Consider the following 13,164-nt stretch of genomic DNA (forward strand, 5'->3'; position numbering starts at 1 on the left):
GGGCGGGCCGCGCCGGAGAACATCTGGCGCATCGACGCCTCGAACCCTGCCATGTCCGCCGGGGTCTGGTTGAGGCGATATTTCAGGACGAAGGCCGCAACCCCGCGATCGGCCAGCGCCCGCGCCACGGCCCAGCCCTCATTCTCCATCGACAGCGTGCGGAAGCCGCCGCCTGGCGCGACGATCACGGCCGTGCCGGTCGCCTTGGCCGGATCGGGGAGGAAGGGGGTCAGCGTCGCTTCGGTCACGTTGCGCGCGAACACGCTGCCATATTGGCTGTGCCAGCTTTCGGGGTTGGTCGCGCCGGGCAGTGCGCCCGTCCCGAGCGGAATCGCGTTCGGCTGAGCCGGGATCGCGATCGGAGTCATTCGGTCGTTCTGCGCCAAGGCCGACGTGCCGAGGAGCAGGGCGGCGGCAAGGGCGGATGCGCGAAAGAACATGGCGGTTCTCCTGAAGGTCGGCGGGGTGGCTGGGCGGTCACGCCGGCATCGGTCTGAACGACGGGCAGCATCAGGCCGTTGGCGTCATAGCGCAGATGCTCCACGGTCACCGCGCGGCGGCCGAGCGCGCCCTGCTGATCCCCGATGCTGAGCGCAGCATCATGCAGGAACAGGTACCAGTTGCCTTTGAACTGCGCGATGCCGGGATGGATGGTGAAGCTGTTCTTGCCCGATCCGGTCAGCTCGCCGCGATAGGTCCACGGCCCCGTGATCGACGGCGCGGTGGAGTAGGACACGCGCTCATCCTTGTGCGTCGCGCGGTCGAGCGAGGCGTAGGTGAGGTAATAGAGATTGCCGCGCTTGTGCAGCCACGGCCCTTCCTCGAAATGCGGCGGGGTGATCTCGGTGATCGCGCCGTCGATCTCAATCATGTTGGGCTTGAGCTTGGCGATATAGGCTTGGCGATTGCCCCAAGCGATCCAGGTCGTGCCATCGTCGTCGGTGAAGACGGTCGGGTCGATATCCTCCCAGCTGTGCGTGCCCTTGGGCGTCATCTGGTTGGTGATCAGCGCGCTGCCCTTGGCATCGACGAACGGTCCGGTCGGCTTGTCCGACACCGCGACTGCAATCGCCTTGCCAGGATGGGTGTCGTCATGCTCGACCGCGGCGTAGAACCAGAATTTGCCGTTCTTCGCGATGGTCTGCGAAGCCCAGGCATCCTTCTTGGCCCATTTGAAATCGGCCACGTTCATGATCGGACCATGATCGGTCCAGCTGCGCATGTCGGTGGTCGAATAGACCAGCCATTCGCGCATGTTGAACATCTCGTCCCCGCGCGCCTGATCGTGCCCGACATAGAGATAGAGGCGGTCGCCGACGACGAGCGGAGCGGGGTCGGCGGTGAACTTGTCGCGAATGATCGGGTTCGACCCCGGCACCGGCGTCGTCTGGGTCAGCGCCAGCGCGGCGGCGAGGATCGCGCCGCGGATCATGCGGCGGCTTCCTCCACCGGCTTGGACCCCCACAATGCGTACCACAGCACGTAAAGCTCACACGCGGCGGTCAACAGGAACGACATCTGCAGGCCGAAGCTGTCGGCCAGCCAGCCCTGCACCGCGACCAGTGCGCCGCCGGCAATCGCCATGATCAGCAGGCCGGAGGCCTCTTCGGTATAGCGGCCCAGCCCCTTGATCCCGAGCGTGAAGATCGTCGGGAACATGATCGAGTGGAACAGGCCGACCAGGATCAGCGACCACATCGCGATCGGCCCGTCGACGAACACGGTCACCATCATCACGATGAACGCGCCGACGCTGAAGCAGGCGAGCAGCGTCTCCGCCTTGATCCAGCGCATCGCGATGGCACCCGCGAACCGCCCGACCATCATGCCGAGCCACATCAGCGTAAGGTAACGGCCTGCCTGTTCGGTTGTCAGGTTGGCGATGCTGGGCTGGGCGACGAAGTTGACGAAGAGGTTGGCGACCCCGATCTCCGCGATCAGGTAGATGAAGATCGCGGGTACGCCCCAGACGAGGTTGCGGTGCCGCCACATCGGGTGCGTGACGAAGCGGGTCCAGGCAGAGCCGGCCTTCACCGCCCCATCGCTGATCCGCGCGGTCGCCTTGCCCATCGCTGGCAGCGGGAAGCGGCCGATGATCAGCGCCAGAATCACCAGCACCAGCGCGACCAGCCCATAGGGCAGGATCACCGACTGTGCGTCCGCCAGTCGCTCCGCCTGCGTCAGCACCCGGCCATGCTCGGCGGTACCGCCGACCGAGCGTCCAAGGATCAGATAGGCCCCGAACAGCGGCGCGAGCACGGTGCCGAGCGAGTTGAACGCCTGCACTAGGTTGAGCCGCGACGAAGAGCTTTCCGGCGGGCCAATCACCGCGACATACGGGTTCGCTGCGACCTGCAGCAGGGTGATCCCGCTGGCGATCACGAACAGCATCGTCAGCGTGACGCCATAGGACGGGATGCTCGCCGCCAGCATCATGCCGAGCGATCCGGCAGCCATGATCAGCAGCCCGGTGACCAGCGCCTTCTGATAGCCGATGCGTTCGATCAGCTTGGCCGAGGGGATCGAGGCAACGAAATAGGCGATGAACCACACGCTCTCGATCAGCGTCGTTTCGGTGTAATTTAGGTCGAACACGCTGCGCAGATGCGGCAGCAGCGTGCCGTTGATGACGGTGATGAACCCCCACATGAAAAACAGGCTGGCGAGCAGCGTCAGCGCGGGGCGGTAGCTGCGCGGCGGCGCCCCATCGCTGGGCGGATTAGTCGCGCCGATCGGTGACACTGCCATGCAACCCCTCCATGTCCGGCAATTTGCTTGCCCGTTATTTTGTCGGAGTATAAGCAAGCGCGACACCGGTCAATCCGGGCAAGGCAAAAGGGGAGTCGGATGATGAGGGCGATGATGGCCGCGGCACTGCTCTGCGCAACTGCAACGCCTGCTTATGCTGCGGACGCGGTGCGCAGCGACGCGGGCAAGCTGGCCGACGGCACGCCGATCGAGGCGGTAACGCTGAAAAACGCGCGCGGCGTTGCCGCCCGGATCCTCACCTATGGCGCGACGCTGCAGTCGCTGGTCGCGCCCGACCGGACGGGCAAGCCGGCCGAGATCACGCTCGGCTTCGACGATGCCGCCGACTATGAGAACAAGCCGAACTATTTCGGCGTCACCGTCGGTCGCTACGCCAATCGCATTGGTGGGGGACGCTTCTCGCTCGACGGGCGCGCCTATCAGCTGACTCAGAATGACAAGGCCAATTCGCTGCATGGGGGCGTCCAGGGCTTCGACAAGCGCAACTGGCGGATCGTGTCGGTCTCCAGCGGGCCGGTCGCGCGCGTCGTCATGGCGCTGACCAGCCCCGATGGCGATCAGGGCTATCCCGGCACGCTGGAGGTCAAGGTCACCTACGCCCTCGACGACAAGGGTGATCTGACGATCGAGTTCGACGCGACGACCGACAAGCCGACCATCGTCAACATGACCAATCATGCGCTGTTCAACATGGCTGGGGACGGCGCGCCCGAGGGGACGTCGCGCCAGCTGTTGACCATCCCCGCGCGTGCCTACACGCCGGTCGACGCGGCGCTGATCCCGACCGGGGAACTGAAATCCGTCGAAGGCGGCGTGTTCGATTTCCGCAAGCCCCGGCTGGTCGCCGAAGGGCTGCGCGACGGGCGCGATCCTCAGATCGTGATCGCGCGCGGTTATGACCACAACTGGGCGCTCGACAAGGGGCAGACCGCGACGCCGCAACTCGCCGCGCGGCTGGAGGATCCGGTGTCGGGCCGCGTGCTCGAGGTGCTGAGCACCGAGCCGGGCCTGCAATTCTACAGCGGCAACTTCCTCGACGGCACGGTCAGCGGGCGCAGCGGCCGCGTCTATCGCATGGGCGACGGCATCGCGCTGGAGCCGCAGAAATTCCCCGACGCGCCGAACAAGCCCGCCTTCGCCTCCGCGCGCGTCGATCCGGGCAAGCCTTATCGCCATGTCATGATCTACCGCCTTTCCACCAACTGAGTATCAAATGACCACAGACAAGCCGCTGCGCTCGCGCGCCTGGTTCGATAACCCCGACAATATCGACATGACCGCGCTCTATCTCGAGCGCTACCTCAACTTCGGCCTCAGCCTGGACGAGCTGCGTTCGGGGAAGCCGATCATCGGGATCGCGCAGACGGGATCGGACCTCAGCCCGTGCAACCGCCACCATCTCGTGCTGGCGGAACGGGTGCGGGAAGGGATCCGCGAGGCGGGCGGGATCGCGATCGAATTTCCGGTGCATCCGATCCAGGAGACCGGCAAGCGCCCGACCGCCGGTCTCGACCGCAACCTTGCCTATCTCGCGCTGGTGGAGGTGCTGTACGGCTATCCGCTCGACGGGGTGGTGCTGACGATCGGCTGCGACAAGACCACGCCGGCGTGCCTGATGGCGGCGGCGACGGTGAACATTCCGGCGATCGCGCTGTCGGTCGGGCCGATGCTCAATGGCTGGCACAAGGGCGAGCGCACCGGATCGGGAACGATCGTGTGGAAGGCGCGCGAGATGCTGGCGGCGGGGGAGATCGACGCGGACGAATTCATCCGCCTCGTCGCCTCGTCCGCGCCCTCGACCGGTTACTGCAACACCATGGGCACGGCTACGACGATGAACTCGCTCGCCGAGGCGCTGGGCATGTCGCTGCCCGGATCGGCGGCGATCCCCGCGCCTTATCGCGACCGGCAGGAGGTGGCGTATCGCACCGGCCTGCGCATCGTCGAGATGGTGGCGGAGGACATGAAGCCATCCGACCTGCTGACGCGGGAAGCATTCCACAATGCGATCCGGGTCAACACCGCTATCGGCGGATCGACCAACGCGCCGATCCACCTTTCCGCGATCGCGCGCCATATCGGGGTCGAGTTGCCGATCGACGATTGGCAGGCGGTGGGTCGTGAGGTGCCGCTGCTGGTCAACCTCCAGCCGGCGGGCGAGTATCTGGGCGAGGATTATTACCGCGCGGGCGGCGTCCCGGCGGTGGTGGCGCAGTTGATGCGGCATGGCCTGATCCATGAAGACGCACTGACCGCCAATGGCCGGACGATCGGCGAGAATTGCCGCGCCGCCACGATCGAGGATGAGCGGGTGATCCGCCCGTTCGAGAACCCGATCCTGCTTGATGCCGGCTTCCTGGTGCTGCGCGGAAACCTGTTCGATTCGGCGATCATGAAGACCAGCGTGATCTCCGACGAGTTCCGCGCGCGCTATCTCTCCAACCCGGACGATCCCGATGCGTTCGAGGGGCCGGTGGTCGTGTTCGACGGGCCGGAGGATTATCACGCGCGGATCGACGATCCGGCGCTCGGCATCACCGCAGAGACGCTGCTGATCATGCGCGGGGCGGGGCCGATCGGCTATCCCGGCGCGGCGGAGGTCGTGAACATGCGCCCCCCCGATTACCTGATCACCAGCGGCATCCGCAGCCTGCCGTGCCTGGGCGACGGGCGGCAATCGGGGACGAGCGGCAGCCCGTCGATCCTCAACGCCTCGCCCGAAGCGGCCGCGCTGGGCGGGCTTGCGCTGCTGCGCAATGGCGACCGGGTGCGCATCGACCTCAAGGCCGGGACCGCCAACATGCTGGTCCCCGACGCCGAGCTGGCCGAACGCCGCCGCGCGCTCGAGGAGGCGGGAGGCTATCCCTATCCGCCGTCACAAACCCCGTGGCAGGAAATCCAGCGCAGTCTGGTCGGCCAGATGGAGAGCGGCGCGATCCTGGAGGGCAGCGAAGCCTATCAGCGCATCGCCCAGACCCGGGGGCTGCCCCGCGACAATCACTGACGCGACACGGTGGGAGGAGAGACGATGTTCAAGCACTTCATGCTGGCAGGTTCGCTCCTCGTCACCGCGACGCTGACGGCACCGGCGCTGGCGCAGCAGGCCGATGCGCCGGTGACGATCACGGTTCAGGTCGACAAGCCGGGGCCAAAGATCAACCGCCATATCTTCGGCCAGTTCGCCGAGCATCTCGGCACCGGCATCTATGGCGGCGTGTGGGTCGGGCCGGACTCCAAAATCCCCAATGTGCGCGGCATCCGCAGCGACGTGGTGGCGGCGCTGAAGCAGATCAGCGTTCCCAATGTCCGCTGGCCCGGCGGCTGCTTCGCCGACGAATATCACTGGCGCGACGGCATCGGCGATCCGGCCAAGCGGCGCGTCACGGTCAATTCCAACTGGGGTGGCGCGATCGAGAACAACGCGTTCGGAACGCACGAATTCTTCGACTTCATCGAACAGATCGGCGCCGAAGCGTTCGTGTCGATCAATGTCGGATCGGGCAGCTACAAGGAGGCCGCCGACTGGGTCGCCTATATGACCGCCGACACCCGCAACACGGCGGGGCAGGAGCGCGCGGCGAACGGGCGGACCGAGCCGTGGAAGATCCGGTTCCTCGGCATCGGCAACGAAAGCTGGGGCTGTGGCGGCAATATGCGGCCGGAATATTATACCGACGAGCTCAAGCGCTACGCTCGCTTCACGCGCAACTACAACCCGGCGCAACAGGCCTTTCCGAACCCCGCCAACCCCTCGGCACCCTTGCCCAACCCGGATCAGATGCTGCGCGTCGCGGTCGGGCCGAGCGATGGCGACACCGCCTATACCGAAGGGGTGATGAAGGCGTGGAAGGGCCGCGACTGGAGCTGGAGCATCGAGGGGCTGTCGCTGCACAGTTACACCGTGGTGAAGTGGCCGCCCGCCTATGACTCGGTCAATTTCGCCGAGAAGGAATATGCCGAGCTGATCCAGTTCACCCTGTTGATGGACGAACGGCTGCGCACCCATTCGGCGATCATGGACAAGTACGATCCCGAGAAGAAGGTGCCGCTGATCGTCGACGAATGGGGTGTGTGGCTGGCCAAGCTGCCCGGATCGCCCGAGGGCTTCCTGCAGCAGCAGAATTCGCTGCGCGACGGCATCATCGCCGCGCTCAACTTCAACATCTTCGCGCGCCATGCCGATCGCGTGCAGGGCGCCAACATCGCACAGATGGTCAACGTGCTTCAGGCGCTGATCCTGACCGACGGGCCGAAGATGGTGCTGACCCCGACCTATCACATCCACAAGATGTACCGACCGTTCCAGGACGCGACGCTGGTGCCGGTGACGTTCGACGCGGGCCAGTATCGGGAAGGTGCGGTGACCCTGCCGCGCGTCGATGCGGTCGCGGTGCGCGCGACCGACGGGAAATTGTGGCTGTCGCTGGTCAATCTCGACCCGGCCAAGCCCGCCGAAATCCGGCTGGCGATTCCCGGCGTGAAGGCCAAGTCTGCCGCCGGCACGGTGCTGACCGCGGCGAAGGTCAACAGCATTAACAGCTTCGACGCGCCCGATGCGGTGAAGCCACAGCCGATTGCGGGCCGGGTTTCGGGCGGCGCGGTGAGCGTGCGTCTGCCGGCCAAGTCGGTGACGATGCTGGAGATTGTGGAATAAGGCCGCGTCCGTCGCTTCCGAAGGGGAGGGGCGGGTGCGGTTGAAACTCACGAAGTTACGGGCAACGCGCGCGATTCTGTCAGCTTTGGGCGGGATGCGTGCCGTGCGTCGGAAGATGGAGAAGGCGTCCGGGTTCGGCATCGGACGGTTGAGATATGCCGGATCTGGGCTTGTAGGAAAGGGCTACTTTTACCCGACCCGTCGCAGAGGGGAACGGCGGCAGTTTAGCGATTAGCTGCCGCCGTCCGGCCTGTTTGTTGCGCGAGCAACGGCTGCCACTAACGCAATTAAATGGACGACCAAGGCGAGTGACAGATAGCCAATCGCAGTCAACAACGTGAAATCAGTCATCATACTGTCCGGCGGCAAGCCGGTTTCGTCCAAGTACAACGATGATCCCAGTCTAACTACGCCGACTGCGGCGGGGATGAACATAAGATGCGGTAGCCAACGCCAATGTGACTTGATCCGCCCATCTGCGATCCAGATGAGAGCCGACAGTGATATCGGAACGAATGAAGCTGCGAGCCACCCTATCACAGCCAATGTCGTAACTCTTTCAGTGACATCATACGCTACCTCTAGCGCACCGATCGTAGCATCAGCGGTAAGCAGAGTGACCGCCGCTACAGCAACTCCATAGGCAATATATCCGCGGCGCTTCATCGCGCCAGCATCGACATATATGCGAACGACCGCAATGGGGTCGTCTGCGGACAGTCTTCCTTTCAAAACTGGGCCGCGCGTCGATCACTCCTCGAACGGCTCGACCACGCAGTGCCTCCCGCGCAGAAATGCGTCGGCCACAAGGCGGAACGGCGCGGTATCGAGGTCGCTTGCACCTGCGGCGATCAGCCGGGCGAACTGCGCGTAGAGCGCGGGATATTCGCGATCCTCGCCGCTGCGCGTGCCGTCGGGCAGGGTGAGTTCGGCGCCGCCGCGCGCTAGCTGCAGCGTGCCGGCGTCGGTCTCGATCTCAATGTCCCAGCTTTGCGGACCGGTCTGGCGAAAGTCGAAATCCGCCGCGATCGGCGCACCGCAGCCGGTTTCCAGCGTCAGTCGCGCGGCGATGGGGGCGTGGCGGGTGCTCGGCACCTCCAGCTCGGCGTCGCGCAGCAGCAGCGTGCCGGGCAGGATCTCGGTCACGATCGACAGCGCGTTGATCCCCGGATCGAACACGCCGAGCCCACCCGGCTGCCAGATCCACAGCTGGCCGGGGTGCCACACGCGCACATCTTCACGCCAGGTGATCGTGCCGCGCGTGATGTTGCGCTCCGCCAGCCATGCGCGCGCCTCCGCCACCCCGGCGGCACAGCGCGAATGCCAGGCGGCGAACACCGTGACCTTGGCCTCATCCGCCAGAGCCGCGAGCGCTGCCGCCTCGGTCAGGCTGGCGGCGGGCGGCTTTTCGAGCAGGACGTGCAGGCCGTGGCGCAGTGCCGTGGCGGCGACGCGGTGGCGCACCTGTGGCGGGGTGCACACCGCGACCGCATCGACCGCGATACCGCTCGCCAGCAGTTCATCGATGCTGTCGAAGCCCGGCACGCCGTCCAGCGTCGCCCCGTCCGCGCTTGCCGTCGCGACCAGCTCAAAGCCCGGGTCGGCGGCGATTGCGGGCAGGTGCTGGTCATGGGCGATCTTGCCCAGGCCAATCAGCGCAATGCGGATCGTCACAGCGCGCGCACCGTCACCGCCTCAGCCTCCGCGCGCGCCAGCGGGTTGCGCAGCGGGAGGGTGAACGGCGCGGCCTCGATCTCGAATACATCGCCGGGCTGGGTCGCGATCCCGTCGCTGAACGACAAGGTCGCGGTGCCGAAAAAGTGGACATGCACATCGCCCGGGCGCCGGAAGCCGGCATATTTGAAGTGGTGATGCTCCAGATTGGCGATGCTGTGCGACATATTGGCCTCGCCAGTCAGGAACGGCTTTTCCCACAGCACCGCGCCGTCGCGCACGATGCGGCTGGACCCGCGAACGTCCTGCGGCAAGTCGCCGACGAGCAGCTCGGGACCGAGCGCTGCGGGGCGCAGCTTCGAATGGGCGAGCCACAGATAATTGTGCCGCTCGGTCACATGGTCGCTGAACTCATTGGCGAGGCAGAAGCCGATGCGGTGCGGCGTCCCGTCGGGGCCGATCAGATAGATGCCGGCCAGTTCCGGTTCCTCGCCGCCATCCTGTGCAAAGGCGGGCATCGTCAGCGGCACCCCGGTGCCGACCAGATGCGCGCCATCGCCCTTGTAGAACCATTCCGGCTGTTGCCCGACCGCGCAGGGGGCAGGCTTGCCGCCCTCCAGCCCCTCAAGGAACATGCGCATCGAATCGGTCAGCTTCTCGCCCGAAGCGGCGGCGCGGTGCATCTTGTCGCGCCCCTCGGCCGATCCAAGATGGGTAAGGCCGGTGCCGGTCACCACGACATGCGCCGGGTCGAGATGGTCGATCGGTGCGAGCAATTCTCCCGCCGCCGCAGCAGCAGCCAGATCGACGGCTTCGTCATTGCCCGCATCTTCGGCCAGTGCGGCAAGGCCGATCCCGCGCTCGATCGCCGCAGCAGCCATCGTGCGGACGTCGCTGAACCCCCGGACGAACCACGCTCCGCCATCGGTCGCGACGATCACCCGGCGCGCGCCATGGGGCGCACGGTGTTGAAGCAGACGAACCATCGAACCTCTCCCTTTCGGTCCGAATTAGTCCGACATAAAATAAAATGGAAGTTCGCATGTCGCATTGCGGGTGCGATTTTTGGCGCGTAGGCAAGCGGGCCGTGACGAGAGGCTAGAGGGTGACACTGGAAGAGCCGTCTGAACCCGGCGAACAGAAGCGCGAACGCAGCACCGGCCGCCGTCTGCGCGGTGCGGTCGCGCATTATCTTGGCCGCGCGATTGTCAGCGGTGAGATCGCGCCGGGCGAGCGGCTGACCGGCGAGGTCGCCAATGCCGAGGCGCTCGACGTCTCGCGCAGCGCCTATCGCGAGGCGATTCAGGTGCTCGCCGCCAAGGGACTGGTCGAGAGCCGGACCAAGGCGGGGACGCGGGTGCAGCCGCGCAGCCGGTGGAATCTGCTCGATCCCGATATCGTCGCCTGGGCGTTCTCGGGCGAGCCCGATCCCGCCTTCGTCCGCGACCTGTTCGAACTGCGCGCGATTGTCGAACCGGCGGCGGCGCGGCTCGCGGCACAGCGTCGCGACAAGGATGACATCGCCGCGCTCAAGGCCGGACTGGTCGGCATGCGGCGACACACGCTCGAGACCGAAGCGGGGCGCGATGCCGACCGTGCGTTTCACGACGCGCTGCTGCAGGCGACGCACAACGATGCGCTGATCACGCTGAGCGCCAGCATCGGCGCGGCGGTCAACTGGACCACGCGCTTCAAGCAGCGGACCAAGGCGCTGCCGCGCGACCCCGTGCCCGATCACGCACGGGTGAGCGACGCGATCATCGCCGGCGATGCCGACGCGGCGGAGGCGGCGATGCGCGCACTGGTCGATCTGGCGTTCCAGGATACGCAGGCGGCAATCGCGAAACCTTAGAACTCCTCGGTATCGATCTCCGCCTGCGTTGCCGCCGGATAGCGCGGTCCGGCAATCGCATCGGGCGCGAAGATGCGGTCGAGTTCGGTGAGCACGTCCTCGGGCAGCGGCCCGACCGGCGTCGCCAAATTCTCGGCCAGATGCGCGGGCGACGTCGTTCCGGGGATGGCGACGATATGCTCGCCCTGCGCGAACACCCATTGCAGGCAGAGCTGCGCCGGGCTGACGCCGCGATTCGACGCGATGCGCTGCAGTTGCGCGAGCAGGTCGAGATTGCGTGCGAAATTCTCCGGGGCGAAGCGCGGCATCATGCGCCGGATATCGCGCTCCTCCAGCACCTCGGGCGACGCTAGTGCACCGGCGAGGAACCCGCGTGCAACGGGAGAAAAGGCGACCAGCGTCGTCCCCAGCTCCGCACAGGCCGCGAGCACGCCGAGTTCAACGTTGCGCGACCACAGCGAATATTCATTCTGTACCGCCGCGATCGGGTGCACCGCATGCGCGCGACGCAGCGTCGCAGCGGACACTTCGCTGAGGCCAATCGCGCCGACCTTGCCCGCTTCGACCAGCCGCGCGAGTTCGCCGACCGACTCCTCGATCGGCACCGATTTGTCCCAGCGGTCGAGATAATAGAGGTCGACGCGATCGGTGCGCAGCCGGGTCAGCGACTGATCGATCGTCGCGCGCAGCGTCTCGGGCCGCCCGTCGATCACGCGCTTCCCGTCCACGCCGGTCATCCCGCATTTCGACGCAAGGAAATACTCCTGCCGCCGATGGCCGATAGCCTCCCCGATCAGCGTCTCGTTCGCGCCGAACCCGTAGAGCGCCGCGGTGTCGAGATGGTCGTAACCGAGGTCGAGCGCCTGATTGAGCAACCGGATCGCATCCTCCCGCGCGGGCGGGGTGCCATAGGCATGGCTCAGCGACATGCAGCCGAGGCCGACCGGGTTGACGGTTGAGGACGCAAGACGGCGCTTCATGGGACACTCCGATACTGATTGCCGCCGTTCCCTGACCCGGCCGATGCCCGCTGGCAAGCCTCAGCCGCGCCGCGCGGCATAGTCGCTGACCGGCCCTTCAAGGAACGCTACTATCTGGCGGTCAACCACGTCGCCGTCGCTCGCCTCGCGGTTGTAGTTGTCGAGGTCCAAGCTGAGCACTGGCACGCCCGCGCGGCGCAGCGCGCGCAGCACGAAGGGGTCGGCATCGCTCAGCGCCACCGCGCCGTCGACCGCATGGCTCTGTGCTTCGCGGACATGCCACGCCCCGGCCCAGGTCGGCATGCGCAGTTCGTCGCCCATCGTCACGAAGCGGGCGGCGAGTGCGCGTAGCGGGTCCTGTCCCGGTGCGGTGCGGCGGATATAGCCGTCGGCGGCAAGCGCGAGATACATCGACCAGACGAATACCGCGCCATGGCTTTCCTCCCAGCGCTGGGTGAAGCCCATGTCGCTCCACATGCCGCGCCCGACCCACATCAGGCGCAATTTCTCGTTCGCGCAGGCAGCTTCGCCCGCTTCATGCCGCGCCTTGACCTCGTGGTAGAAATCCCGTGCCGCGTCGCGCGCCCATTCGGTGCCGCGATGCCATTGCGGCACCATCGTCGCGGGCATCGTGTCGCTGATCGACACCGGGGCGGGGTGGGCGCCGGCGATCAGGTCGCGGGTGCGGCGGTAATAATCCTCCTGCTCGTTCACCAGGTCCATGATGTGGGCGAAGCGGTCGGGGTCGAAGCGGCGGTCGGTAGTTGCCTCGATCCGCGCGATCACTTCTCGCAGCTCGGCCGTCATCAGGTCGAGCCGTTCGGGCTCGATCGCGCTGTCCCAATCGTCGTGCAGCCGGTCCCACCAGTCCACCGGGAAGTCGATGCGGCTTTCGATGCTGCGCTCGAAAAGGAACGGCTTCGCGCCGGTCTCGCGCGCCCAATGATCGAAGATGCGCGGCGTCGCGTCGGTGCCGATCGGCGCCTGTACGAAGGACGGGCGGGGCAGGCCGCCCCACGGCGCTTGTTCGGCGTCCGCGTCGAACATCGCGGCGATGCCCTGCGCGCTATACGCCTCGGCATCGCTGGGATAGCCATGGTCGCGCAGAAGCTGGAAGTAGCGCGGCGATTGCTGTTTCGCCGCGACGATCGACGCCCACCATTGGTTGACGACGAACGGCACGTCCATCGCGCGCAGGATTTCCTGAGGCGAATTGGCGTTGACGACGGCGGGCG

At 66.2% G+C, this 13,164-nt stretch carries 11 protein-coding genes; 4 read left to right on the plus strand and 7 right to left on the minus strand.

Annotation, left to right across the window (positions count from 1 at the left end; translation table 11 throughout):
- The 3 genes from AX681_RS08525 to AX681_RS08535 form a co-directional block, all read right to left on the minus strand.
- Positions 1–440, minus strand: a 440-nt coding sequence (locus tag AX681_RS08525) for an alpha/beta hydrolase (RefSeq protein WP_443026342.1), incomplete at its 3' end; no start/stop codon positions are given.
- Complete coding sequence (locus AX681_RS08530) at positions 365–1,432, minus strand: glycoside hydrolase family 43 protein (RefSeq protein ID WP_082738038.1); 1,068 nt, start codon at positions 1,430–1,432, stop codon at positions 365–367. The genes AX681_RS08525 and AX681_RS08530, both read right to left, overlap by 76 nt.
- Positions 1,429–2,748, minus strand: coding sequence for a sugar MFS transporter (locus AX681_RS08535; RefSeq protein ID WP_066661932.1), 1,320 nt, complete (start codon positions 2,746–2,748; stop codon positions 1,429–1,431). Before AX681_RS08535 ends, AX681_RS08530 begins: the two co-directional genes overlap by 4 nt.
- Before the next feature lie 102 nt (positions 2,749–2,850).
- On the opposite strand from AX681_RS08535, the gene AX681_RS08540 reads away from it, so the two are divergent.
- From AX681_RS08540 to AX681_RS08550, 3 genes are read left to right on the plus strand one after another with little or no spacing between them, the layout of a single operon-like run.
- On the plus strand, positions 2,851–3,975 hold the full coding sequence (locus tag AX681_RS08540; RefSeq protein ID WP_082738039.1) for an aldose epimerase family protein: 1,125 nt from the start codon (positions 2,851–2,853) through the stop codon (positions 3,973–3,975).
- Between the two features lie 7 nt (positions 3,976–3,982).
- Positions 3,983–5,773 carry an IlvD/Edd family dehydratase gene (locus tag AX681_RS08545; RefSeq protein ID WP_066661937.1) on the plus strand — a complete coding sequence of 597 codons (1,791 nt, stop codon included), beginning with the start codon at positions 3,983–3,985 and terminating at the stop codon, positions 5,771–5,773.
- A gap of 24 nt (positions 5,774–5,797) precedes the next feature.
- A complete protein-coding gene (locus AX681_RS08550; RefSeq protein ID WP_231733780.1) occupies positions 5,798–7,423 on the plus strand; it encodes an alpha-N-arabinofuranosidase in 1,626 nt (541 codons plus the stop codon).
- A gap of 750 nt (positions 7,424–8,173) precedes the next feature.
- On the opposite strand, the gene AX681_RS08560 is transcribed toward AX681_RS08550, so the two are convergent.
- Together AX681_RS08560 and araD1 are read right to left on the minus strand one after the other, a co-directional pair.
- The gene (locus tag AX681_RS08560; RefSeq protein ID WP_066661942.1) at positions 8,174–9,097 is read right to left on the minus strand and encodes a Gfo/Idh/MocA family protein; all 924 of its coding nucleotides are present in this window, start codon (positions 9,095–9,097) and stop codon (positions 8,174–8,176) included.
- The gene (araD1, locus tag AX681_RS08565; RefSeq protein ID WP_066661943.1) at positions 9,094–10,083 is read right to left on the minus strand and encodes an AraD1 family protein; all 990 of its coding nucleotides are present in this window, start codon (positions 10,081–10,083) and stop codon (positions 9,094–9,096) included. Before araD1 ends, AX681_RS08560 begins: the two co-directional genes overlap by 4 nt.
- Before the next feature lie 119 nt (positions 10,084–10,202).
- Between araD1 and AX681_RS08570 the strand changes: the two genes are divergently transcribed.
- A complete protein-coding gene (locus AX681_RS08570; protein WP_066661946.1) occupies positions 10,203–10,949 on the plus strand; it encodes a FadR/GntR family transcriptional regulator in 747 nt (248 codons plus the stop codon).
- Here AX681_RS08570 and AX681_RS08575 read toward each other — a convergent pair.
- Together AX681_RS08575 and AX681_RS08580 are read right to left on the minus strand one after the other, a co-directional pair.
- Positions 10,946–11,929 (minus strand): aldo/keto reductase, encoded by a 984-nt coding sequence (locus AX681_RS08575; protein ID WP_066661949.1) that lies wholly within the window; start codon positions 11,927–11,929, stop codon positions 10,946–10,948. The two genes, AX681_RS08570 and AX681_RS08575, sit on opposite strands and share 4 nt — an antisense overlap.
- A gap of 60 nt (positions 11,930–11,989) precedes the next feature.
- A partial coding sequence (locus AX681_RS08580) for a 2-hydroxyacyl-CoA dehydratase family protein (RefSeq protein WP_197424261.1) occupies positions 11,990–13,164 on the minus strand: 1,175 nt, incomplete at its 5' end.

This window comes from Sphingomonas sp. CCH9-E2 (assembly GCF_001557215.1).
GTDB lineage: Bacteria > Pseudomonadota > Alphaproteobacteria > Sphingomonadales > Sphingomonadaceae > Sphingomonas.

Bases quoted from the DNA above. Each gene is read 5' to 3' on its own strand.
- AX681_RS08530 (WP_082738038.1), bottom strand. From the start codon at position 1,432: ATGATCCGCGGCGCGATCCTCGCCGCCGCGCTGGCGCTGACCCAGACG.
- araD1 (WP_066661943.1), bottom strand. From the start codon at position 10,083: ATGGTTCGTCTGCTTCAACACCGTGCGCCCCATGGCGCGCGCCGGGTG.
- AX681_RS08540 (WP_082738039.1), top strand. From the start codon at position 2,851: ATGAGGGCGATGATGGCCGCGGCACTGCTCTGCGCAACTGCAACGCCT.
- AX681_RS08545 (WP_066661937.1), top strand. From the start codon at position 3,983: ATGACCACAGACAAGCCGCTGCGCTCGCGCGCCTGGTTCGATAACCCC.
- AX681_RS08575 (WP_066661949.1), bottom strand. From the start codon at position 11,929: ATGAAGCGCCGTCTTGCGTCCTCAACCGTCAACCCGGTCGGCCTCGGC.
- AX681_RS08535 (WP_066661932.1), bottom strand. From the start codon at position 2,748: ATGGCAGTGTCACCGATCGGCGCGACTAATCCGCCCAGCGATGGGGCG.
- AX681_RS08550 (WP_231733780.1), top strand. From the start codon at position 5,798: ATGTTCAAGCACTTCATGCTGGCAGGTTCGCTCCTCGTCACCGCGACG.